18 protein-coding genes are annotated in these 24,625 nt (G+C 45.3%); 11 read left to right on the plus strand and 7 right to left on the minus strand.

Going from position 1 to position 24,625, the window contains the following annotated elements:
• Window positions 1-252: 252 nt before the first annotated feature.
• A complete protein-coding gene (locus ABFC84_06425; protein ID MEN6412389.1) occupies window positions 253-975 on the minus strand; it encodes a LytTR family DNA-binding domain-containing protein in 723 nt (240 codons plus the stop codon).
• A 99-nt stretch (window positions 976-1,074) separates the two neighbouring features.
• On the opposite strand from ABFC84_06425, the gene ABFC84_06430 reads away from it, so the two are divergent.
• Window positions 1,075-2,361, plus strand: a complete 1,287-nt coding sequence (locus tag ABFC84_06430) for an ATP-binding protein (protein MEN6412390.1) — start codon at window positions 1,075-1,077, stop codon at window positions 2,359-2,361.
• Window positions 2,362-3,152: 791 nt separating this feature from the next.
• On the plus strand, window positions 3,153-4,868 hold the full coding sequence (locus ABFC84_06435; protein MEN6412391.1) for a methyl-accepting chemotaxis protein: 1,716 nt from the start codon (window positions 3,153-3,155) through the stop codon (window positions 4,866-4,868).
• A 264-nt stretch (window positions 4,869-5,132) separates the two neighbouring features.
• On the opposite strand, the gene ABFC84_06440 is transcribed toward ABFC84_06435, so the two are convergent.
• The 5 genes from ABFC84_06440 to ABFC84_06460 form a co-directional block, all read right to left on the minus strand.
• Entirely contained in the window at window positions 5,133-6,311 is a 1,179-nt protein-coding gene (locus ABFC84_06440) for a thiolase family protein (GenBank protein MEN6412392.1), read from the minus strand.
• Window positions 6,312-6,410: 99 nt separating this feature from the next.
• Complete coding sequence (locus tag ABFC84_06445; GenBank protein ID MEN6412393.1) at window positions 6,411-7,184, minus strand: CoA-transferase; 774 nt, start codon at window positions 7,182-7,184, stop codon at window positions 6,411-6,413.
• 5 nt (window positions 7,185-7,189) lie between these two features.
• On the minus strand, window positions 7,190-8,167 hold the full coding sequence (locus ABFC84_06450; GenBank protein MEN6412394.1) for a CoA-transferase: 978 nt from the start codon (window positions 8,165-8,167) through the stop codon (window positions 7,190-7,192).
• Between the two features lie 26 nt (window positions 8,168-8,193).
• Entirely contained in the window at window positions 8,194-9,525 is a 1,332-nt protein-coding gene (locus ABFC84_06455; GenBank protein ID MEN6412395.1) for an aspartate aminotransferase family protein, read from the minus strand.
• Window positions 9,526-9,662: 137 nt separating this feature from the next.
• Complete coding sequence (locus tag ABFC84_06460; protein ID MEN6412396.1) at window positions 9,663-10,505, minus strand: MurR/RpiR family transcriptional regulator; 843 nt, start codon at window positions 10,503-10,505, stop codon at window positions 9,663-9,665.
• 328 nt (window positions 10,506-10,833) lie between these two features.
• On the opposite strand from ABFC84_06460, the gene ABFC84_06465 reads away from it, so the two are divergent.
• The 6 genes from ABFC84_06465 to ABFC84_06490 all read left to right on the plus strand — a co-directional run bounded on the left by ABFC84_06465 (window position 10,834) and on the right by ABFC84_06490 (window position 18,474).
• Window positions 10,834-12,525, plus strand: coding sequence for a sigma 54-interacting transcriptional regulator (locus ABFC84_06465; protein ID MEN6412397.1), 1,692 nt, complete (start codon window positions 10,834-10,836; stop codon window positions 12,523-12,525).
• A 510-nt stretch (window positions 12,526-13,035) separates the two neighbouring features.
• Window positions 13,036-14,496 (plus strand): sodium:solute symporter family protein, encoded by a 1,461-nt coding sequence (locus tag ABFC84_06470; GenBank protein MEN6412398.1) that lies wholly within the window; start codon window positions 13,036-13,038, stop codon window positions 14,494-14,496.
• A gap of 102 nt (window positions 14,497-14,598) precedes the next feature.
• Window positions 14,599-15,795, plus strand: coding sequence for a pyridoxal phosphate-dependent aminotransferase (locus tag ABFC84_06475; GenBank protein ID MEN6412399.1), 1,197 nt, complete (start codon window positions 14,599-14,601; stop codon window positions 15,793-15,795).
• Between the two features lie 179 nt (window positions 15,796-15,974).
• Window positions 15,975-16,961 (plus strand): phosphoglycerate dehydrogenase, encoded by a 987-nt coding sequence (locus ABFC84_06480; GenBank protein ID MEN6412400.1) that lies wholly within the window; start codon window positions 15,975-15,977, stop codon window positions 16,959-16,961.
• Between the two features lie 87 nt (window positions 16,962-17,048).
• Window positions 17,049-17,399, plus strand: coding sequence for a (2Fe-2S)-binding protein (locus ABFC84_06485; GenBank protein MEN6412401.1), 351 nt, complete (start codon window positions 17,049-17,051; stop codon window positions 17,397-17,399).
• 1 nt (window position 17,400) lies between these two features.
• Entirely contained in the window at window positions 17,401-18,474 is a 1,074-nt protein-coding gene (locus ABFC84_06490; protein ID MEN6412402.1) for an FAD-dependent oxidoreductase, read from the plus strand.
• Window positions 18,475-18,643: 169 nt separating this feature from the next.
• Here the strand turns inward: ABFC84_06490 and ABFC84_06495 are convergent, their stop codons facing one another.
• Window positions 18,644-19,276, minus strand: coding sequence for a CatB-related O-acetyltransferase (locus ABFC84_06495; protein ID MEN6412403.1), 633 nt, complete (start codon window positions 19,274-19,276; stop codon window positions 18,644-18,646).
• 578 nt (window positions 19,277-19,854) lie between these two features.
• On the opposite strand from ABFC84_06495, the gene ABFC84_06500 reads away from it, so the two are divergent.
• The 3 genes from ABFC84_06500 to ABFC84_06510 are packed head-to-tail and all read left to right on the plus strand — an operon-like array spanning window position 19,855 to window position 24,617.
• Window positions 19,855-21,033: a glucose-1-phosphate adenylyltransferase gene (locus tag ABFC84_06500; GenBank protein ID MEN6412404.1), complete on the plus strand. Its 1,179-nt coding sequence runs from the start codon at window positions 19,855-19,857 to the stop codon at window positions 21,031-21,033.
• The gene (glgD, locus tag ABFC84_06505) at window positions 21,033-22,145 is read left to right on the plus strand and encodes a glucose-1-phosphate adenylyltransferase subunit GlgD (protein MEN6412405.1); all 1,113 of its coding nucleotides are present in this window, start codon (window positions 21,033-21,035) and stop codon (window positions 22,143-22,145) included. Before ABFC84_06500 ends, glgD begins: the two co-directional genes overlap by 1 nt.
• A gap of 36 nt (window positions 22,146-22,181) precedes the next feature.
• Window positions 22,182-24,617, plus strand: a complete 2,436-nt coding sequence (locus ABFC84_06510; GenBank protein MEN6412406.1) for a glycogen/starch/alpha-glucan phosphorylase — start codon at window positions 22,182-22,184, stop codon at window positions 24,615-24,617.
• Window positions 24,618-24,625: the final 8 nt, after the last annotated feature.

The following is a 24,625-nucleotide window of genomic DNA, read 5'->3' on the forward strand; positions in this document are numbered from 1 at the left end:
GCACTGTACATTCCGTAATAAACATAAACCGGCATCTCACCGATATTCCCGACAATCTAGCGTTAAAATAAACTTTGCTATTATCTCTACTTTCCATAAACATCCTATTCTTAAATAAAATTATAACAAAATTTCCATAATTTTTAACTAATTAAGGAAAACTCGCAGGTTTTCTAGGAAAATTGACGAAAATAATTAAAAAACCATGTATCGTGGTGATACATGGCAAAATATTTCCCAGGCAAATATTCACTATATGCTATTCAGCCAAGCGAAAAAGCTTTCCTTGGCCTTGTTTTTATAAGTCCGGCTGACGGGGATGACTGTGCTATCACTTAACACAAACTTATCGCCAGTGTATTGCTCAATATGCTGAAAATTGACAAGGAAGCTTTTATGCGGACGAATCCACATTTTTGATAAATAGCACTGTTCGAAACCATCCAACGTAGTATAAATAGCTACTCTTTCGCCTGCAGGCGCTAAAACAATCTCGACCTTATTCTTTTGGCTTTCTAGATAAAGAATATTTTGCATCGGTATTCGCTTTGTTACACCACCGCTGGTAATCATGATGCTTTCTTTAGCTGCATCTTCTAGCTGGGCAATTGTTTTTTCCAGAAAAGCGATTATCTTCGGTTCATTTATAGGTTTAACCAGATAGCCCGCAGCATTTACCTCATACCCTTCATAGACATATTCCGTAGAACTTGTTAAAAATACAATTCTAACCCTGTTATCCTGCTGACGGATTAACCGTGCGCAAGTCATGCCATTCATATCGCCCATAACTATATCCAAAAATATAATGTCAAAGCCCGGGCTTTTGTTCTCTACCACCGAGATTAGCTTTTCAGCACTATCATAGGCAAGTATTTTGCTGCTTATATGTTGATTTTGCAAATGGCTTTCAATCGTCTTACATATTTGAGTTCTATCTGCCTTATTGTCGTCACATACCGCTATCAATAACATAATTTCTCACCCGCTAATCATAATAGTAATTTTCAGTAAAAATGTACTATTGCTTTTATAAGGCTATTGTTAAATACACTATTTAATTATGGAGGCCATATGCTAGAAACTACAGTAGTAGTACTATATTTAACGGACATTATCTTTCTAACTACGAATATTCTGCTTCTACATATTTTCTTAACACCGAAACGTTCTTTATGGGTTCAAGCCATAGCCTTTATTGCCGCAGGGTTTACTGTACACTGGCTGCGCATTCTTTTGGAACCATTAGCACCCAATTTTTTGTTACGCGGCTTTATAACCGGACCATTATATCTGATTCCTTGTACGCTGCTTTTTAAGGAAAAACTTAATGCTATCGTTTTTGTTTTCTTCTTGATTTATTCTCTGACACAGTTTAATTACCTAATCTTCATGCATATCGATCGATTTTTATCTCCTACTATACCCGATACTTGGGTTATTTTAGGCCTTTTACTTGAATTTGCATTGTTACCATTGATAAAAAAATACGCAGCACCCATTATTAAAAATATCATCGGGATCATAAATCAGCAAAATCACAGTTTTGTCTTTTTTCCCATTTTGTCTTTCATCTTACTGGCTTTCTATGGTGTACAAGGAACTTATGTGTTATCTACTTTTATCCCCATAGTGTTATCTACTATAATTATTTTCTTTGCCTATTACCTAATCGCTCTATCCATAGATCGGACCAGACGTCAGCAGCAGCTTGAGAAACAATTAGCTATGCAGCGTAACCACTATAGCAATCTAACTGAAAGTATTACCATGGCAAAAACAACCCGCCACGACTTACGCCATCATTTGGTAACAATGTTAGAATTATTGGCTAAAAAAGATGTTATTGCTACGCAAAAATATTTGAACCACCTATGTAAATTCTACGACGATAGTGCGATCCCCTCCGTGTGCCGCAACCAATCCGCCGATGCGCTCATCTGTCATTACTTAAAACTGGCTAAGCAACAAGGCATCTCCGTTGTCACCAATCTCAATATTCCTGACGATTTAGGCATTGATGAGTTAGAACTATGCGTTATTATCGGTAACTGTTTGGGAAACGCCCTCGAGGCCTGCAGTAAAATGAATACCTCTGAACCGCGTTTCATTGACATTAAAACTACAATAACTAAGGGATATCTAGTAATTAAAATTGCGAATTCATTTCGCGGTCTCGTTCAGCATCAGGATAATGGTTCTTATTTCTCCGAAAAAGGCCCTGAACACGGAATCGGCATTCCCAGTGTAAAATCACTAACTGCCAAATATCAGGGTCATTGCTTTATTTCCTTTGCGGAAGGCATTTTTAGAGTGTCTGTCTCTCTGAGACTCCCAAAAATTGTTACAAAGACACAGTAACGGTCCGTTAAAATCGAAAGGGGTTCCGTGCCTCCTAGCGAGCTGTTACATATTACTTCGTCTCCAAAATATACTATTTCTGGACCAGTTGAAACAGTTCATTGACATATTTCTTTTTATCGATCAGCTCGCTGCGCATTGTATGCAATAGCTCCAATAGGAAGGCAAAATCACCGTGCATAAAAGCAAGGCGCATTTGCAGAAATCGGGCGCAAAATAGTCACCGGTTTTCAGGAACCGCCCGGCTGCTTTTTGATACATATTCTGCCTATAACGGGAATCTTTTTCATTGGCGCTTCGACAGTGGTAAGCGGATAATCGAATACTCCGCTCAGGGCTTTTGTGATTCGCTTTGAGAAATATAAGTTTTTTGTATTATATTGCCTCATTTTCGTCATTGATGTACCGCCTTGTGTGTTACTCGCGCTTTAACCTGTCTTTACACTTAAATCCATCTCAGATACATATTCCCACTCTATTCCTTTGCGTACAATGCGTGCTCTAGTATATTCTGCAGCGCATATAAAAGGCTCTCCCAGCAACAATTGCCAGGAGAGCCTTTGTGTTTCACTATGCCTTAGCGCTTAAAGCTTCAGTCACTTTTCCCTCATCCAAAACTATTTCACATGCTGAAACTGCACCTTACCTTTTTCATTTAATTCGCAAAGGAATTATAGTAATTTTGGCGAATCAACAATTTATTGGTAATATTTCATATTTTGGGAATTCAATAAATTTACTTTGCCGAACCATTTTCCCCTGTTCAGCAAAAAACAAGGACGTGAACAACTATGACCTTTTTAAAAAATTTTAACCTTTTAACCAAGATCATGGTATTTATCGCTATTCCGTCTATATTTTTAGTGTGTGTGGGAGCACTCGGATATCATTACACCGCCCAAATGAGCGATAGTATGGATGAAATGTACCAGGACCGCTTAGTCCCCATAAAGCTCCTCAATGAATCCCGAGCCAATTTCCGCCAGGTGAATGGAATCATCCTGGAGGAAATTCTGACTAATACTGATCCGATAAAGGCTCAGCAGCGATCTTTGACCCTAAAAGAACTGTCGGCAGAAACTGATAAAACCTTGGCCGATTATGCGCATGGTAAACTTACCGACGATGAACGGGAACGAGTTGACAAAATACATAGTCTCATCCAAGGCTACCGCAGCGAATGCCGGAATGCGATTGCTATGTCCCAAACCGGCCAACGAAATGAAGCGTACATCTATTATCTCCAGAGCGCAAATCCTTACCTGAATCAACTCAATGCATTGCTGCAGGATTTGGCAGATTCTAACGATAAGGCCAGTAAAACAGCCGATGAGCAAGGCAATCAGAACGCCTGGGCTGCCGCTGCCATGATCATCATCCTGACGCTGATCTCTTTGGCCCTGTCCCTCATAACCGGCATCGGGGTGGCTCGATTGATCACCAAACGGCTGAATAACGTGAATACGGTTCTCAAAGCGGTTGCCGGCGGCACCTTGACCAGTGAAGTTGCCGTTACCGATAATGATGAAATCGGGCAGCTGGGCATACACCTTAATGCCACAACCCACAGTCTCCGCTCCCTCATCAATGAAGTCGCCCAATCGGCTGAACAGGTAGCTGCCTCCGCCCAGCAAATTACCGCAAGCTCCGAGCAATCGACCGACGCCGCCAATCAAATCGCCGCTTCCATCACTACTGTAGCCCGGGGATCGGAAAAGCAGGTAACAGCGGTTGATACAGCCACTGCCGTTATTGAACAAATATCATCCGGCATCCAGCACTCCGCCGATACCTCCCACCAAGTATCCAGCCTAAGCGACAAAACAGCATTAGAAGCCCAAACCGGAGTACAGGCCGTGGATAAAGCCATCAGTCAAATGGCTCACATTGAATCTACCGTAATAAATTCCGCCAAAGTAGTCAGCAAACTTGGCGAACGCTCCAATGAGATCGGACAAATTGTAAATACCATCGCCAACATTTCCAGTCAAACCACCCTGCTGGCCTTAAATGCCGCCATTGAGGCCGCCCGGGCCGGCGAACAGGGTCGGGGATTCGCCGTTGTTGCTGACGAAGTACGAAAATTAGCCGAACAGTCCCAGGAAGCGGCTAACCAAATTACCGGCCTGATTACCAACATTCAAAGCGATACCGCTGCCGCCGTTCAAGCCATGACCAACGGCACCAGTGAAGTAAAAACCGGGACGGCGGTAGTCAATACCGCTGGCAACTCTTTTAAAAAAATCGCCGGTCTGGTGCAGCAAGTATCCCTGCAAGTGAAAAAAATGTCAACAACAATGCAGCAAATTGCCGGTGGCAGCCGTCAGATCGTATCCTCCATCCGGGAAATCGATATGATCTGCAAAAGCACTGCCAATCAAGTCCGGACGGTTTCGGCATCAACTGAAGAACAATCCGCCGCCTTAGAACAAATGACTGTTTCCAGCCAAAGCTTGTCCCGCCTGTCTCAGCAGCTCCAGACCGCAATCGGCAAGTTCGCACTTTAATCCAGATAATCATTCGCTCCCCGTTTAAAGGCATCGACTGCATAATGACCAGAGGACGCAGTGCAAATAAATAAAGGAAACCAGGCCTAGCTTCCGTTTAATCAGGAGTTAAGCCTGGTTTTAGTATGAGGCTGCAACATAGATCTGTCATCGCGGCAATCTAAACTTTGACTGGAATCCCATGCCGTACCTGAAAGATTGCTTCGCTACGGCTTGGACTGACAAATTCAGTGCCACGTGCTATGAGCTATGAACCATGATCGCTTAATTTTTCCTTTCAACAATCATGGCTACGCCTTGGCCGCCGCCGATGCAAAGGGTAACTAACCCGGTTTCTTTATTCAGGTTTTTCATAGCATGCAGGAGAGTGGTAAGAATCTTGGTGCCGGTGGCCGCAACCGGATGCCCCAGTGCAATCGCTCCACCGTAGATGTTGACCTTACTTCTGTCCAGCTTTAATTCCCGGTCACAGGCAAGGGCCTGGCCGGCGAAGGCTTCATTGAGTTCAATGAGATCGATATCTTTTAATTCCATCCCGGCTTTTTTTAACGCAGCCGGAACAGCTACCGCCGGCCCTAGTCCCATCTGTTTCGGGTCTAACGCAATGAAAGAGTAGGATTTAATGATCGCCATTGGCTGAATTCCCAGCTGGGCTGCCTTTTCTTCCGACATGGCGACAACCGCAGAAGCAGCATCGGATAAAGCACAACTATTTCCCGCTGTTACTGTATCCCCTTTGCTAAATACCGGTTTTAATTTTGCTAATCCTTCCAAGGAAGTTTCCTTGTGCACTTCATCGGTAGCAAAAACCGTGATTCCTTTTCTCCCTTTAACTTCGATAGGAACGATTTCTTCTTTGAAAACTCCGCGTGTAACCGCTTCTTTTGTTTTTAATTGAGAAGCGAGCGCAAATTCGTCCTGTTCGCGACGGGAAATGTCGTATTTTTGATTGAGCAGTTCACACGTATCTCCCATAAACATTTCGGCTAAAGGGCACAAAAATCCGTCGGCATGCAGCACATCTTCCACGGACTTTTTGCCCATTCGATAGCCCCAGCGTGCTCCCGGCAGAATGTAGGGAACATTGCTGGGAGATTCAGTACCGCCGGCAACGACGATATCCGTTTCTCCCGCCCCGATGCTTAAAGCGGCAAGCTGCAAGGCTCTCAAGCTGGAGCCGCAGCGAATATTGATGGTAAACGCGGGTACGGTTACCGGCAGCCCGCTGTTTACGGCAGCGATTCTTGCCGGGTTTGCCCCGACCCCGGCCTGCCAGCCATTGCCGAAGATGACTTGGTCAACCAGTTCCCCTTCCAACTTGGCCCGTTTTACAGCTTCCTTTATTACAGCTGCACCAAGTTCAGGTGCGGTGACGCTTTTTAAAGAGCCGCCAAATTTTCCGCCGGCAGTTCTGACTGCACTGGCGATAACAACTTTTCGCATAATATTTTACCTCCCAATATTATAATGGGCTGAGCTTGCCGGCTGCAGATAAACCGGCAGCTCCTGGCAATTTATGCGGGGAGTTGCCGGACAAAGTGCTTATTTTAAAACCATTCTCTCAGGATCGCATTCCGTTCGTAAAATATGAAGTTCATGTTCAGTCGGAGGTACAGCTTCCTTGGCCCGGGTCAGATCAATTGAAAAAGTAATTTCGGCTTGAATCATTTCAGGCGTAAACCCGGGATAATAGCTGTGAAGGTACATTTTTTTAGTGATATCATCAAAGCGGAAAGAAGCCTTATTGGTTATCACCATTGAAGGACCGCCGCCCGGCAGACCGGCTTTTTCCCTGGCACCGGGGCCATCTAGGAAGCCGGGGGTCGTTAAGTAGTCAAGCTTCTCCACAAACTTTCTTTTGCCTAAATCCATGAAAGCGATGGATTGACCGACTACGCTTCCGATGTCGGCTGCTCCGCCGCTGCCGCTGAAACGCACAGTGGGATGAAAATAATCGCCGATTACCGTGGAATTTAAGTTTCCATAAATATCAATTTGCGCCGCTCCCAAAATAGACAGAGTTTTTTTGCCGGTAATCTGATTTTGTATTTGGTTAAAGGAATCCATTAAGCTGCCTAACCGTACTGTCCGGTACATCACTCTGGGATCGGATAAGCAAATCGGCATTTTATTAAATTCCACATCGGTAGCGCCTGTTTCAAAGAAGATGACCACAGCCGGCGAAGTAATCTTTTTTGTCGCTATCGCCGCAAGGGTGGCTAATCCCGTACCGCACAATATGACATCGACGCCGGCATTTTTAATTTCTCTGGCGGCAATAATCGCCATCATTTCCTGACCTGTATATGCTGTCAATTTGATTACCTCCTTTCTAAATTCCGTTTGTATCCATATTCCGGATCTGCTTTAAGGTTTTCCAGTCTCTCAGTACCGATTAGCGAGAGAAATTCTTCACGATTTTTAACGCCAAAAACATATTTATCAAGATATTTCGGCCATTCTGCATCATCTTTGGCAACTGCGGGATACAGGGTTTTTAGAAACCAGGGATCGTAATCATAGTACTGGGGTACAGCTGTAGGATAAGCACCCCAGGGTACTTCCACCACTGCACTGACCTGGAAACTGACGAGTTGATTTCTCTCGGGTTGCTTTCTTAGTTCATCCGTGTCCACAATTTCCTCACAAGTTACGATAACATTCTTGGCGGCTTTAGCCTGTTCAATATCGGCGTAGACTAGACCCATGAGCAGGACATTTCCGGCTTTATCGGCTTTTTGTGCATGAATGATGGTAACATCCGGCTGTAAGGCCGGTACTAACACCAGCCGATCCACCTTATCAGTCTCATTAAAGGGATTATCCATAACAATCAGTTTTTTTGCCGGCAGACAGGGGTTCTTTCGCCGGTATTCTTCGTCAAAACCCCATTTGTTGATGATATCCGTTCCTAATGTAGCATAAGTCTGTAAAAAGGGCAGCCCCATCATGCCGGCTGTAAACCGTAAGACCATTTGATAGTTTGAATAGTCTTCAACTTTAATTTTTCCCTGCTCGACGCTTTTGCGGAAACGGAAGCAAGTCGGTGCGAACCGTCCGTTGCCGCAGTAAGCGATTTCAACACTCTCCACGCAGCAGCCGCCAATCAGCTCATCCACTGCCTGACCGTTGGAACAGGCAGCGAGATGAAGTCCCTTAACTTTGTGCCGGATCATTTCATGCACAGCCGCCATGGGACATTGTGTGGCAGAAAATCCCCCCAGCGAAATCAGAGCTCCGTCATGGACAAATTTTTCAATTGCGTCCGTTAACGTCATTATCTTGCTTGTATCATTCATGTTTTCACCCTTTCTTTTCCGTATCGCTATTTTTTTGAACCCAGTTCCCGGCCAAAATCAGTGAAACCGGCCACCAGCCCTTCGACGATTTCGTCCGCCTGATCCCGGGTGAGAATAAGCGGTGGTGTCAACAGGAAGTGATCGCCATTTACTCCGTCGGCGCCGCCGGTGCCGGGATACACAACAATGCCGTGGTTAAGGCAGGCCTGAGTAATTTTTTCCGCAACGCCGGCGTTTGCCGGGAAGGGTTCTTTTGTTTTTTTGTCACGGACGAATTCCACTCCCTGCATCAGGCCGATGCCCCGTACATCACCGACAAACCAGAAGGGAAGCAGCTTTTCTTTCAATTGTCCCAGCAAATATTTGCCGATGGTTCGGGAATTTTCCACCAGCTTATCTTCAATAATCGTGTTTACTACTGCCACCGAGACAGCTGCCGACAACGGGTTGCCGCCGTAAGTGTGACCGTGGGTGAACACACCGGAACCCTCCATGAATGCAGCAAAGATTTCGTCTTTTGCAATTACAGCGCCAAGGGGCGAATAACCGGAGCTCATACCCTTGGCGGCGCAAATCATATCGGGAACCACACCGAAGTCTTCGATAGCGAACAAGGATCCCGTCCGCCCAAAGCCGGCCATAACCTCATCGTCAATCAGCAGGATGTCATAGTGATCGCAGATCTGGCGGATGATTTTGAAATATTCCGGGTGAGGCACCAATGCGCCGCAGGCGGCACCGACAACCGGTTCAGCGATAAAGGCGGTGACGTATTCCGCACCTTCTATTTTCAAAATCCGTTCCAAATCATGGGCGCAGGCTGCGCCGCAGGTTTCCGGCTGTTTGCCAAAGGGACAGCGGTAGCAATAACAGGGAGCTGCTTTCGGGAAGTTAAGCAGTAAGGGAGTATACTTTTTACGGCGTTTATCGCCGGTCATGGATAAAGAACCGATGGTATTACCGTGATAGGATTTCCAGCGGGAAATAATCCGGTATTTATTTGTTTTGTTGCCGTCTCTTTCCAGAAAATAACCCCGGGCCATTTTCAAGGCTGCTTCGGTAGCTTCCGAACCGCCGGAAACAAGATATAGTTTATTGAGTGAGCCAGGGGTCAGCCCGGCGATTAAATCCGCTAATTCCCGGATCGGTTTGGAAGTCCAGCGGGATAAGTGACTAAAGGCGATTTTCTTAGCCTGCTCGGTCATGGCCTGAATCACTTTAGGATTGGCATGACCAATATTCGATACGGCTGCTCCGGCACAGGCATCCAGATATTTTCTGCCATTTGAATCGTACAAATAGACGCCTTCGCCATGATCGATTTCCACAAGATCTTTATGCAGATTACGATAGAACACGTTATCCAAGAAAGACCACTCCTTTTGAATTAAATTTTTATTTCATTATATACTATAAAATGAAATATTTCCATCATTTTTTTATGGAGAAAGGTCTACGTTTTTGTCTGGCTGCGTTATCTCTTACGTGTCAAAAATTATTCTTCATGGTAAACCGCATGCTGTTTCCAAAGTGCTTCCAGTTCCGAAAGCCGTTGACGGGTCTGCTGCGGATTTGTTTCGCTTACCGCAACGATAAGGGCATTCATCAGGGATAAAGGAGCCGCAAGGGAGTCAATAAAATAGGCCATGTCCCGGTGGGCTAACAGTACCGTATCACCGTGCCTGACCAGTGGCGAGGTGTTGGTGTCGGTAATTACCAGTGTGCGGGCTCCCCGTTCCTTGGCAAACTGTAACCCATCCACGGTTAACTTCGTATAACGGGCGAAAGAAATTCCGATCACTAAGTCTTCCGGGCCGGCGTCGACTAACTCATCGACAAGCTTAATGGGGTTGCTGACCAGGGTGCAGTTTTTAAGGAGCATTTGAAGATAGTAATGAAGAAACGTACCGAGTGCGGCTGCGCTGCGGAAACTGACAATATAAATTTTACGGGCATCGGCAATACAGGTTACTGCTTGTTGAAACCCGGCCATGTCCAGTTCTTCTACTGTTCGGCGGATATTGATCATATCCCGGTCCATTACATCTTTTACCGGGTTTTCCCGGGGAGACTGCAACGATAATTGTAAGCGATCAACCGTAGTGATCCGGTTTCTCACCATTTTACTCATGGCTTTAATCATATCAGGATAGCCATTATACCCCAGAGCTGTCGCAAATCGGGTAACCGTCGCTTCACTGACGCCCACATCTTTCGCCAAAGCTTTGGCCGTTTGAAACACAACTTTGTCGTAATTTTTAGATAAATACGTGGCCAGTTTTTTATTTTTAGGACTCATCTCATAAAAATTTTCCTGGATCCTTTTGAGAAATGACACAATATTTTTGACCTCCCATCAATTTTAGTGCCGGCATTCATTCCATCTATTCTATTTCACCAGGGCAGCCGGTAATCCTTGTACTCCATAATAAATCAGCAGCTATCGACGTTAGCTGATATTTCTTAAGCTGGCGTTCGTTTATTTTGTCGGTGTTGTCATTCGCTGAATAGCATGTTTATAGCGTTAGTCTTGTAACATAAACGGTACTGTGCTAAAATAATATTATTATAGTAGTAAGAAAGCGATGGAGCTTCTGCGTTTAGGATTAATAGCGCAGAAGCTTTTTTAGTCTATCAGAAAGTATAAACGGCTGGGGTGGTACTACATGACGGAAAGTATAGTGAAAGGACCATGGGGGATCATCGTATCCCCGGATATTTTGCAGTCAGCTATCCGCTCCTGGGGTCCTAAGCCTTTCTTTTTTGATGTTAGAGCCGCCTATCTTACGGGAGGTGCTCAAAACCGCAGTACACTCGAGGAAATCTGCACTTATTTTGAGACAAGGATTTTTAGTGATATAGGGGAATTCTGCAACAGTATTGAAACAGGATTTGTTTTAAACTTAGATACCTCGAACCTGGAATTGAGGAAATCTCTCCGGCAGCTGCAATCAAAAAATATAATCGTTTTAGACGGAAGCTTGGGTAAGTTAGTATGGAACTTTATTGTCCAATTAGAAAAACAAACGTTACAACGGGAAATATTTTTTCAAGCGCTAAATTCTACGGTAGAGGGAATACAAATTGCGAATGCTCAGGGTTTGGAAATTTTTATCAACGATTCGCTGCTAAAAATGATAGACTTGAAACTGGAAGATCGTCTGGGCAAAAGTGTTTTTGAAGTTTCACCGGATGGAGGCATGGCACGTGTATTGGAACAAAAAGTTCCGGTGAAAAATATTCGCAATCATCCACAAGGTACAGATGTGGAATTGATCAGTAATGCGGGGCCGATTTATATAAACGGCAAGTTTTCCGGAGCGGTTACGGTAGCGTACGATATTACCGAGTTAAGCCGATTAAGTAAGGAGCTGGAGGCAAACAAGCAGGCGGTGGCATTTCTTGATAAAAAGGTAGGACATCTGGCTTCGGCAAAATATACCTTTGAAGATATTATAGGGAACAGTCAGCAAATACGAGCTGTGATTCAGCTTGCCCGTAAAGCTGCGGCCAGCGATCTGACGGTACTTATTCTGGGGGAAAGCGGTACTGGTAAGGAAATTTTTGCTCATGCTATTCATGACTCCAGTGTCCGAAGATCCAGGCCCTTTATTCCAGTGAACTGTGCCGCCATTCCCGAACAGTTGCTGGAAAGCGAATTTTTTGGCTATGAAAAAGGTGCGTTTACTTCTGCCACAGCCCGTAAGCTGGGATTTTTTGATTTGGCCAATACAGGTACATTGTTTTTGGATGAAATCGGTGACATGAATCTGAACTTGCAATCCAAGCTGTTACGGGTGCTGCAAGATAAAGAGTATATACGGGTTGGCGGAACGAAATCAGTGAGAGTGGATGTGCGTATTATTGCGGCCACCAATCGTGATTTGGTATCATTAGTGCACGAAAAAAAATTCCGTGAAGACTTGTTTTATCGGCTGAACGTCATCAACCTTACTATTCCGCCTTTACGGGAGAGAATTGCCGATTTGAAAAGCATAGCCGACTATTTGATCCGCAGAATTGGGGCAAGAGTGGGAACCCGTATTCAGGGAATAAGCCAGGAGGCGCTGGACGCAATGGCCCCGTATCCCTGGCCCGGGAACATCAGGGAGCTGGAAAATGTTTTGGAAAGGGCCGTTTTTCTCTGTCAGGGAAATGTTTTAAAGCTGGAAGACGTTCATTTGCCCCAGATCTATACGGAAAAATCCCGGGAAGGTGACAACGAAAAAGAAGCAATTACCAGGTATTTACAAACCTATGGTTATTCGGTAATCGGCAAGAAGGAAGTCGCCAGAAGGTTAAATATGTCTTTAGCAACGCTGTATAATAAAATTAAGCTATATAAATTAAAAAAATAAGGTTTATTAGAAATTAATAGAAATTTTTAGAATTTCTAGCTTAACTGCGATCAAAATAATAGACGAGGTTCGTTGCTTTAATGTCTTTGCGACCAGGTGATTGCTTCGATCATTAAATTCTATCTTTTTGTGCGGATGCTGCCACAGCAGGGTCTTTAGCAAGTACGTTAGACGGATTTAAAAAAAGTTAGCCATATTCCTCTAATACCAGTACTCTTCGCCTGGAATTGGCATGAATTTTGCATGTATATTAATTAGCCAATCAAATCCGGCTGTATTTATCTAAAAAAATATATGTTTAAGTAAGCGATGAAGCTGCGGTATTGTGTATAACTACACAATACCGCAGCTTTTTTACATAAATAAGGCATAAGGCGTTCAGACAGACCCGGCAGGCTTCGTGCATGAGGAGGTGTGGCGACAGGTGGTGTGTATTAGAAAGGGCATATTTGCAGGAAGCCGGCGTATAGACAGTAAGTAGCGAGAGAAAGAATGAGAGGAGTGAGTGGTATGACGGTAACTGAGGTTGGTTCAATTGCCTTGTGGATTTTTGCTGTTTTAATTCCGTTACAGTTAATTATAGGGGGGATAGCGGCGCGTAAAAGCAGTCAAAGTGCCAGCCATTATTTTATTAGTGGCAAGCAACTGCCGTTTTTACTGATATTTTTTGCGGATTTTGCTACCGTGATGGGAGTCGGAAATTTCATTGGTTATGCCGGAAAAGGTTATGAGATTGGGCTTAATCAGTTTTGGATGCTGGCGGGTGAGCAAGGCAGCAAAGTTATTTTCGCATTGTTTCTTGCTGGAATGATAGGTCGATACGCCTATACCACTTTCAATGAGTTCTTGGAAAAAGAAATGTTTCATGATAAATGGCTGCGTGCGCTGGGGGGGATTATGATGACCATACCGATGATTTGCTGGACCGGCGGGCAGGCAATCGGGATAGGCTCATTGCTTTCAGTAGTCATGGGAATCGATCCGGTATCCGGTATCTGGGTAGCCTCGCTTACAACAATTTTATACACAGTTATGGGAGGAATGTGGGCCATTGCCTGGACTGACTTGCTACAGGGTCTGATTCGCATCGTCGTGGGCGCGATTTTCTTCGTAGTTGTCTATCTTGGCGTGGATGGTGTCGGTGGAATCAAAACAGCGGTTACTGCCGTAAAGCCGGAGATGTGGTCCATGACGACAATTGGGTTTGGTGCCGCGATTTCGTTATTTTTAACGCCATTATGTGGGCAATTTACCTTTCAGGCTTGGTGGCAGAGATGTTTTTCGGCAAAAGATGCCAAAGCGGCGCAAAGAGGCTTTTTGTGGACAGCCTTTTTCGCAGTTCTGATGTGTTCTGCGAGTATTTTCGTGGGGATGGCCGCGTATACCATTAATCCTAATTTGCCGAAGGCGGACATGGCATTTAGCTGGATGCTCAACTCTTGGCTGGATCCGGTATTGGCAGCATTACTGGTTGTTACCATTATCGGCGCAGATATGACTGTATCAGCAGGGCTGCTTAATTCCGGAGTGACATTGCTATTAATGGATGTAATTAGACCCTTTTTCAAACCCAATTCCACTGATGCCGAATTGGTTAAAATGGGAAGGTGGTTTACCTTCATTCTTGGCGTTGGCGCTGTGGGAGTGGCCTTTTCCTTTCCGTCAGTACTTTCCGCTGCCCTGTTTGGTTTGGCAGTGACCGGTGGTGGCTTGTTTATGCCACTTGTTCTGGGACTGCTGTTAAGGAATAAAAACGGTGTTACCTATATTACCAAGAGCGCTGCCATGGCATCCCTCTTCCTGGGCGGAGGGACTGCGGCAGTATTTCAATACGTACCATCGCTAACGAAGATGTTTGGCGGCGGTATAGTTCCAGGGGTATGTTTGTCAGCTATTATTACGATCGGGGTTAGCTATTTTGAGCACTCCCTTAGTAATAGTAAAGTGCCGGAGCATGAAACAGTGAAGTAAATAATACAGTTCGCGTCTATGGAGGTTTGGCCAAGGTGTTGCTGGTGAATTCTGGTGGCAGAAAATAGGCGTACTTATTAGGAATTTAAGGGAGGCATCTTTGTGGAAAATGTACCTGTTATAGCAAGCAGGGTGGCTCAGATTCCCTTTGCGGGAATTCGCAAGGTATTTGAAAAAGCGAATAAAATGGAAGCCCAGGGACAAAAAGTAATTCACTTTGAAATTGGCCGCCCTGATTTTGATACACCGGAGCACATCAAAGCGGCGGCAAAAAGAGCGCTTGACAAGGGGTTTGTCCACTATGCTCCCAATAGTGGAATACCTCTATTGCGCGAAGCGCTGGCGATGCGGCTGCAAGCCGACAAGAAGCTACGTTATCATCCGGATAAAGAAATCATGGTGACGGCAGGCGGTCAGGAGGCTTTGTATTTAAGTTTTATGAGTATTTTAAATGAGGGTGACGAGGTGATTCTTCCTGACCCCTGCTTTGGCCCATTCCCTTTGGCAGTACGACTGGCCGGCGGTGTTCCAGTCAAGATCCCGCTTCAACCGGATAAAAATTTTGCTTATGATTTCTCAGCCGTTAAAAAATCTCTTTCGGCGAAAACAAAAGCAATTATCGTAAATTCTCCTCACAATCCCACAGGGAGCGTGTTAACAGCGGAACAGTTAAAAGCAGTGGCTGATTTTGCAGCTGATAATGGTTTATGGCTGATATGCGACGATGCGTATGATCATATGGTCTACGACGGATGTTGTGTATCTCCTGCCGGATTTCCCGGAATGCGGGACCGAACGATTCTTTGCGGCTCATTATCGAAAACATATGCGATGACTGGTTGGCGTGTCGGGTATATAGCCGCTGTAGAACCGGTAATTAGCGCCGCTGTTCGGCTCCAGCAGAATGTGATGCTGTCATTGTGCAGTTTTGCTCAGTATGGGGCGGCGGCGGGACTTACCGGACCGCAAGACTGTGTGGAGACCATGATGCAGGAATTTGCCCGGAGACGGCGACTCGTACTGGAGATGATTCCACAAATTCCCGGAATTGAATTAGCAGGAATTCCCCAAGGTGCTTTTTATGTTTTTCCCCGGATTACTCTATCCGGCATTACTTCCGCCCAGGTAGCTGAATATCTGCTTGACAATGCGGGAACTGCAGTAGTGGATGGCTCGGTATTCGGGGAAAGCGGGAATGGTCACTTTAGATTATCGTATGCCGCGTCCTATGAAGATTGTCGCGATGGATTGGAACGCATTGCCGAAGCAATGCGTGTTCTTACCAAAAAACAGAATTAAAGTGAGCTATATTTAAATTTATTGGAATGAATAATCAGTGAAGCTGGAATCTGACCTTATTCGATTTTTGAAAGTATCTTTACTTTTTGGGGATAAATGCAAAACGTTAGCTCAGCAGGAACTGAATCAAGCGCGGGCATATATGCCGATGATACTATGCGAAAAGCGGAAGGGATTGGATGAATTTGAAAACAGTATTAATTACGTCAAAAGAATTCGGCAGTCAAATCGATCAGGAACATAAAAATAGAGTGGAACAATATTTTATTCAAAACGGCTGGCATATCTTTTGGAACTCGGCGAAGACTGCTATGAGTGCGGGCGATATTATTAAACTGAATAGCCGGCATTCTCTGGATGCGATTCTGGTATATTCCAGTTCTGATGAAATCAACCGGGAGGTTTTCAAACATTGTACTAATTTGAAGGTTGTATCCCGACACGGCGTTGGTATTGAAAACATTGATACTGCCGCTGCCCAAGCGGCAGGGGTGCAAGTTAAAACTACGGATGATATGCCAGGATATGAAACGGTAGCCGACTTGACTTTTGCCCTGATGCTGTCGTTGGCGCGTAAAATTCCGATGATTGACGCCAAATTACGGGACAATCGATGGTATCGCCCGATCAGCAGTGATGTTTGGGGGAAAACGCTGGGTATATTCGGATTGGGACGTATTGGGAAAGCGGTTGCTAAACGGGCAAGCGGCTTTGATATGAATATCTTAGTAAATACCCGCCATCCGGATAAGGATTTTGTGGCTGAACATGGAATTACGGTATGTTCCCGGGAGCAATTGTTAGCGCAATCAGACTTTATCAGTCTGCATTGTACGCTCAATGAAGAGACTAAACATATGATTAGTGCAAAAGAGTTTGCGTTGATGAAACCTACAGCCTATTTCATTAATTCCGCCAGAGCGGGCTTAGTCAATCAACGGGATTTGCTCACAGTGCTAAAGGACAGAAAAATAGCCGGAGCGGCTATTGATGTTTTTGAGAAAGAACCGGTGAGTAACGACCCTATTATTCAAACAGGATTGGATAATATTGTAGTTACGTCCCATGTAGGTTCTTACACTTGGGATTCCCTGAAACGCATGGATTTTCTTGTTGCGGAGAATATCGTTGAAACAGTTGCCGGGTTCAGAAGTACGGCAGTGTGAAAAGATTTCTCTTCACTGTGTTGATATAGAAAATGAATGCCTATTTAGCTATAGACGGATAAGTTTAGAGTAAAGGGGGAACGAACGGTGAAAAAAGGGGGACTCGAGGTGGATAAGTCAACAATCGTTTGCCGCTGCGAGGAAATTACTGTAGCAGATATCGAGAATGCAGTTGCCCAGGGAGCGCAAACGTTTGATGATGTCAAAAGACTGACACGGAGCGGCATGGGGCTCTGCCAGGGTAAGACTTGCCGAACTGTAATATCCGAGCTGATTGCACAAATCAGGGGAGAATCGGTGGCGGCTATTCCTGTTCCACATATGAGAATGCCGCTTCGCGCTATTCCCATCGGAATTTTAGCCGATCACTTTTCCGGAGGTTCTGCTATGCAATCGTTGCTGGCAGAATCAAAACCGGATGAAGGGCAGGAATCATAAATTGCGTAGAGATTATGAAACGATTATCGTTGGCGGCGGCGTGATTGGCAGCGGAATTGCCTATCATCTGTCTGAAGTTCAAACCGAGGGGATATTAGTTATCGATAAAGAGTTTCCTTTAAACGGGACATCGGGATCTACACAAGGCTGGGTCTGGGTGCAAAGTAAGACTCCCTCCTGGTATGGGGAACTTTCTATGTTTAGTGCCGAACTGTATGAATATCTGCCCAGAAAAATTGGCGATATTGAATATACGCGTACCGGCGGTATCGATCCCTTTTTTACAGCAGAAGAGAGGGATCGAGCTTTGCGATTGGCTGAATCCCAATCCCAGGCTGGAATCGAGATGCATGTTTTGGATCGGGATGAAACATTGGCACTAGAGCCTGCCTTGTCACCGAAAATTTTTGGCTCTATTCACAGTAATCTTGATGGGACTGTGAACCCCATGCGCTTAGTTGAACAGTACATGCGGGCGGCTAAAAAAAATGGTGTCATCTATGAGTACGCTAATCCCGTCATCAATATTGAGAAAAAGCAGGGGGAATTTATTGTAACGGCAAAGGCCGGGACATTTTCCTGCAAGAAATTAGTCTTAAGTGCCGGTGTGTGGACCTGCGAGCTGGGTAAGCTGCTGGGAATCAATATTCCGGTTTATCCCGTGCGGGGACAAATCATTATTACGGAACCGCTGGCGCCTTTGCTCAAGCATACGCTGTCATCAATGCGGCAAACCTGTAATGGTGAGATATTAATTGGCTATACCAAAGAAACCGCCGGATTTGACCGGAGGACAACATTGGATGTAATCGAAGAGACCGCCAATTTTGGAGCTAAAATCGTACCGGCTTTGGCTGAAGCAAAAATGGTCCGTACTTTTGCCGGCTTGCGTGTTATGCCGCAAGATGAATTCCCGATTATTGGCGGCGTTCCGGGTATCGAAAACCTTTTTATTGCAGCCTTGCATAGCGGGTTTACTTTATCGCCATTGGTCGGTACTATTTTAACAGAGCTTATTACGGAGGGAGAGACCTCCATACCGATAGACCGGTGCAATATAGCTCGCTTTGCTTAAAGATAGGTGGAGAAGAGTCTGAATATTGTTATATTTATCAAGCAAATCTTTGATTCCGAAGCCAAAATTGTAGTTGCCGGGAGGAACAATTGACGATTATAGCTAGTGTTAAAGCCGGAACATTCTCAGGCTCCTGAGAATGTTCCGGCTTTTTATAACAGGAATAATCTTAAAGACGCAGCTTGTCTATTTCTCCATTCATGATCTGCGGCAGGAAATGCTGTATCTTTTCAACAGGCCAATCCCACCACTCGATCTGCTGCAGTTTCCGAATTGCTCCTTCATCAAAACGCTTTCTGATTTCTTTCGCGGGAATTCCGCCGACCACGGTATACGGCGGAACATCCTTTGTCACGACCGCTCTCGTCCCGATGATCGCGCCGTTACCGATATTAACGCCGGACAGGATTACCGCTTCATAACCGATCCAGACGTCGTTGCCGATGACGATATCGCCTTTGTTGTCCCACGCGGAGGCGACGTCCTTTTTATCCAGCTCCCATTCTTCAAAGAAAATTGGGAACGGGTAGGTGGAAAGCGATTTCAGCGTGTGATTGGCACTTGTAAAAAGGAATTTTGCGCCGCAGGCAATAGAACAAAACTTCCCGATCCTCAATTTGTCTTTATTGACGGGATAGTGATACAGTACGTTGTTCTTCTCAAACTGTGTTGGATCTGAAACGAAATCATTGTACATCGTATAATCGTCGACAATGATGTTGGGATCTGTAATCACGTTTTTCAGGTATACGGTGTCAAAATCATTGGTCCGCGGATATATTTTATCAGCCGGAATAGCCATAATAATCCTCCAATTTTATTTTTTATTCAACTCTTCCGGCAATTACAATACACCTTTTCACTCGACCACCAACTTTAAAGAATATATAAGCTAAGGTTTGCCAATCGGAAAACAGAACCATAAATTGAGAGCTGCCCTACACATTCGGCCTTGGCGCTTCATAACAACTGATTTTATATCGCAGTCCGGTAAAAGGGTACATCCGTCGATCGATTTAACACTGTCTTTCTTTAAGGAAACGGTTTTTACGCAAATACAAGTCACAGGCTAACAAAATTATGCGTATTTATCAGCCTAAGGACTGGGAGTGGCATACCAAACACATAAATTATTATATCATACGCCTCGACCTTTGAGCAATTATCAAGTGAATCCACTGGCACGCATTCTCAGAATGAGCGAATTATTCAATCGGATCCGCCAGGGCTGTCAAGGACCTGTACCCATAGTCCATTATAAGAAATATCCCGAATAATTACCGGGTTTAAAGGGTTATACTATCGGAGTATGAATATTACGAAGTTACTTTCACAGAATATGGCTACTTATTTGTCAATCTTTCAGCCGAGGTATTTGTCATGCAAAAAAAAGAATGCGTTGCCGTAGTATTAGCCGGAGGAAGAGGCAGCAGGCTGAACACACTGACCACAACCCTGGCCAAACCTGCTGTGCCTTTCGGCGGCAGATATCGTATCATTGATTTTACTCTGAGTAATTGTTATAATTCCCAGCTTGATACAATCGGCGTACTGACTCAGTACCGGCCCTTCGCGCTGCAGTGCCATGTAGAAGATGGAATAGCGCCTGAACTGGCCAGCTGCACCGGTGGTGTTTTTATTTTATCTCCTTATCTTAAGGATGATGGCGGTGAATGGTATAAAGGAACTGCCAACGCCGTATACCAAAACATTGACTTTATCGACCAGTATTCTCCCCGGTATGTTTTAGTCCTATCCGGCGACCATATCTATAAAATGGATTACCGGTTCATCCTGCAACAGCACCGGCTCAAACAAGCGGAAGCGACTATTTCGGTGATTCATGTACCCTGGAAGGATACCAGCCGCTTCGGTATTATGAATATCGGCGACGATTTCCGTATTCATGATTTTGAGGAAAAACCCCAAAACCCCCGCAGTAACTTGGCCTCAATGGGGATTTATGTATTTAACTGGCCTATATTAAAGCAATATCTCCTTGCCGATGAAAAAGAAACGGAATCCGGTCACGATTTCGGTAAAAACATAATTCCACAAATGCTCCAGGACGGCCGGAAGATGTTTGCGTATCCTTTTACCGGTTATTGGAAGGACGTGGGAACGGTGGAAAGCTTCTGGCAGGCCAATATGGATTTGCTGGGAGATGAACCGTTACTTGCGCTGGACGATCCCCTGTGGCCAATTTATACGGTAGATTCCGTCCAACCGCCACAATGCCTTACCGAAGCGGCAATCACTTCTCAGGCACTAATTGGCGATGGCTGCATTGTTGCCGGCCATGTGGACCATTCGGTTCTGTTACCGGGCGTCTGCATCGCTTCGGGGGCAATCGTCAAAAATTCAGTGATTATGCCGAATGCCAAAATTGGGGCGAACAGCAGAATATTCGGCGCAATTATCGGCAGCGGCGTCAGTATCGCCGAAAACTGCTGCATTGGCTGCAGCAGCAATGAAAAAATCACCGTGATCGGCGAACACGCTGCTCACCTGCTGCATAGCAAAGCAGCAGACGATATATTATGCCGGGAGGATGGTTGATGGGCAATCTTATGGGAATTATTAATACCGTAGAAAGCAGCCAGATTTTAAGAGAAATGACGCTCCATCGCCCCCTTGCCACCGTTCCTTTTGGGGGAAAATACCGCATGATTGATTTTATTCTATCCGGAATGGTCAATTCGGCTATTGACAATATCGGCATTCTTGCTCCCTATCAGCACCGGTCGCTGCTCGATCATTTACGTTCCGGCAGGGACTGGCAGCTGGGGCGAAAAAAAGATGGACTGACCTTGCTGCCTCCCCCCTATGATCCAAAGGAAAAAGGGTTCGAATTCGACTGGCATCATTTTCACAGTAATCTGGACTTCCTGCAAAAAAGCCGGCAGGAATTTGTCATTGTGGCTTCTGCCGGTGTTATCGGTAATTTTGATTTTTCTCTGCCCTTCCGCTTTCATACAGAAGTCAAAGCCGACATCACTTGTTTATATCAAAAACAGCCGTCCGGCGATCAGGACTGTCCAAACTGCATTCTGCTGGATATCGGTAACGATAACAGGGTAACCGCGATCCAGTTTAATCCGTCTCAGGGGGACAATACAAATTTTTTTCTTGGCATGTTTATGCTGCGAAAAGGACTGTTAATCCAGCTTATTCAAACTTGTTTTGCCGAAAATGCTGCCGACTGCCTTTTTCGGGTGATCAGCAATCACTTACAGCAGTTAAAGGTCTACGCCTATCTTTATCCGGGACACATTGCCCGAATTCATTGTTTGCATAGTTATTACCGGCACAGCATGGACCTGCTGGACCCTCAGATATGGCGGGAACTGTTTCAGCCCGGTAAAATCTACACAAAAAGTAAGGATGAAGCTCCTGCTAAGTACGTTGGACAGGCCAAGGCAACAAATGCACTGGTAGCAGGCGGCTGCAGCATTAAAGGCACTGTCGACCACAGCATATTATTTCACCGGGTAATTGTAGACGAAGGAACTCACATTAAGAACAGCATTTTAATGCCCAACACCGCGGTGGCGAAGAACGCCTGTCTAGAGCACGTTATCTGTGATAAGGATGTTCGAATTTCAGCCGGAATTTGTCTGAAAGGGAGCCGGGAGAATCCCCTGTTTCTAAAAAAGGGTACCGTCATTTAGTTTCTATTTTAAGCGCTTGGCCTGAGGAGGGTTTTTATGCATCTTAGCAAAGAAATTTTTAAGAATCAATTTGTTGAAAAGCTGCTGTACCTGCACCAAAAAAACTTAGCAGAAACGTCCCGGCTTGAACGGTACCAAGCTTTGAGCAGCCTCGTCCGTGATTATATCAGCAAAAAGTGGCTTGATTCCAACCGACAGTCGCGGCTAAAGGAACAAAAACAAGTCTATTATTTATCCATCGAATTTCTCCTTGGCCGGATGTTAGGAATGAATCTGGTCAATTTAGGAATCTATGACCTGTGCCGGGATGCATTGGCTGAATTGGACATTCGTCTGGATACCCTAGAGACGGTTGAAGAAGATCCCGGTCTCGGCAATGGCGGACTGGGACGACTGGCCGCCTGTTACCTTGACGCTATGGCAGCTGAGGGATTGCCGGGACATGGCTGCTGCATCCGTTATCGTTACGGTTTTTTTGAACAGAAAATCGTGAACGGCTGCCAAATTGAAGTACCGGATAATTGGCTAGCCGAAGGCTTCGCCTGGGAATTCCGCCGGCCGGAGGAATCGGTGCCGGTAAAATTCGGCGGCACAGTCCGAATGGTGTCGTCGGGAAAAGTGAGCTATATCCTCGAAAATTATGAGATGGTGTCCGCTGTTCCGTATGATGTTCCCTTTTTAGGCTATAAGAATGACACGGTAAACACGCTGCGGCTATGGAGCGCCGAACCGGTGCGAGAAAATCTCATATGCTCAGCGGCCAATGCTCTGGATTGCATTCGAACAATCGCCTATAAAAATAAAGTGGAATTACTGTCCAGCGTACTGTATCCTGATGACAGTTCTTACGAAGGCAAAGTATTACGCCTCAAACAGCATTACTTTCTCGTTTCAGCCAGTCTTCAAAGTATCCTCAACAACTGCAAACAAAGGAAAATACCCCTGTCCGATCTGGCCAGCCATATTGCCATTCACATCAATGACACCCATCCGGTGCTGGCCGTTCCCGAGCTGATGCGAATACTGGTGGACGAAGAAGACATCGGCTGGGATGAAGCCTGGCAGATCACGCGGAATACTTTTTCCTACACAAATCACACGGTGCTGCCGGAAGCAATGGAAAAATGGTCTGCGGATATCCTCCAGCACTTTCTGCCCCGAGTCTATATGATTATCAACGAAATAAATGAGCGTTTTTGCCGGGAACTGTGGAACAAGTATCCGGGAAACTGGGATAGGATCCGAGCAATGGCAATAATCGCCGATCATAACGTTCATATGGCTCACTTGGCCATCGTTGGCAGTCATAGTGTGAACGGCGTGGCTCAAATCCACACTGAAATTTTGAAGACACGGGTAATGAAAGATTTCTATCAATTTTATCCCGCCAAATTTAATAATAAAACAAACGGAGTAGCCCATCGCCGCTGGCTGCTAAAAGTAAACCCGGCCCTTGCCCGGCTGCTGAACGAAAGTATCGGCCCCAGCTGGATGCAGTTTCCCCGTCACCTGCTGAAACTGCTGGAGTACACGGATGACGGAGCTTTTCAGGATAAACTGGCAGTAATTAAGAAAAACAACCGGCTAAAGCTTGCCAAATACATAAGAGACATGCAGGGAATTGATATTAACGTTGATTCTATCTTCGATTCGCAGATCAAACGTATTCACGGCTATAAACGTCAAACTATGAACGTATTCCACATTATGCATCTCTACAATCTGCTGCGGGAAAATCCCGATTTAGACATAATACCGCGCACTTTTATTTTCAGCGGCAAAGCCGCTCCCGGATACTTTCTGGCAAAGCAAACCATAAAACTAATTCATACCTTGGCTGCGGTCATCAACAACAATAAAGCCATCCGGGATAAAATCAAAATCGTATTTGTGGAAAACTATAATGTGTCAATGGCCGAATTGATTATTCCCGCTTCCGACGTCAGCGAGCAAATTCCCACAGCCAGCCGGGAAGCCTGCGGCACCGGAAACATGAAGTTCATGCTGAACGGAGCGGTTACTATCGGAACTCTTGATGGGGCAAACATTGAAATGCACAATCTCGTCGGCGATGCAAATATTATCACCTTTGGTCTTACAGCCGACGAAGTGCTGAATTACTACGAGCACGGCGGCTATAATGCGTGGGATGTTTATCACAGCGATCCCCGGATCAAAACCGTGCTTGACCAGCTTATTAACGGTTTTCTTCCCGTTGACGCCGCTGAGTTTAAACCTCTGTTCGAATCGTTTCTCAACCATAACGACCAATTTTTTGTCCTCAAGGATTTCGGAGCGTACGCTGCGGCGCAAATTAGGCTGGAAAAGCAGTACCGAGATCAAAGAGTCTGGCTGAGCATGTGCGCTTGCAACATTGCTTATTCGGGTAATTTTGCCGGCGACCGGGTCTTTGCCGAATATGCACGGGACATCTGGGAAATAAATCCGGCCGTCCCGGTAAAATGTTATTAATTGAGTTC

Source organism: Veillonellales bacterium (assembly GCA_039680175.1).
Taxonomy (GTDB): domain Bacteria; phylum Bacillota; class Negativicutes; order JAAYSF01; family JAAYSF01; genus JBDKTO01.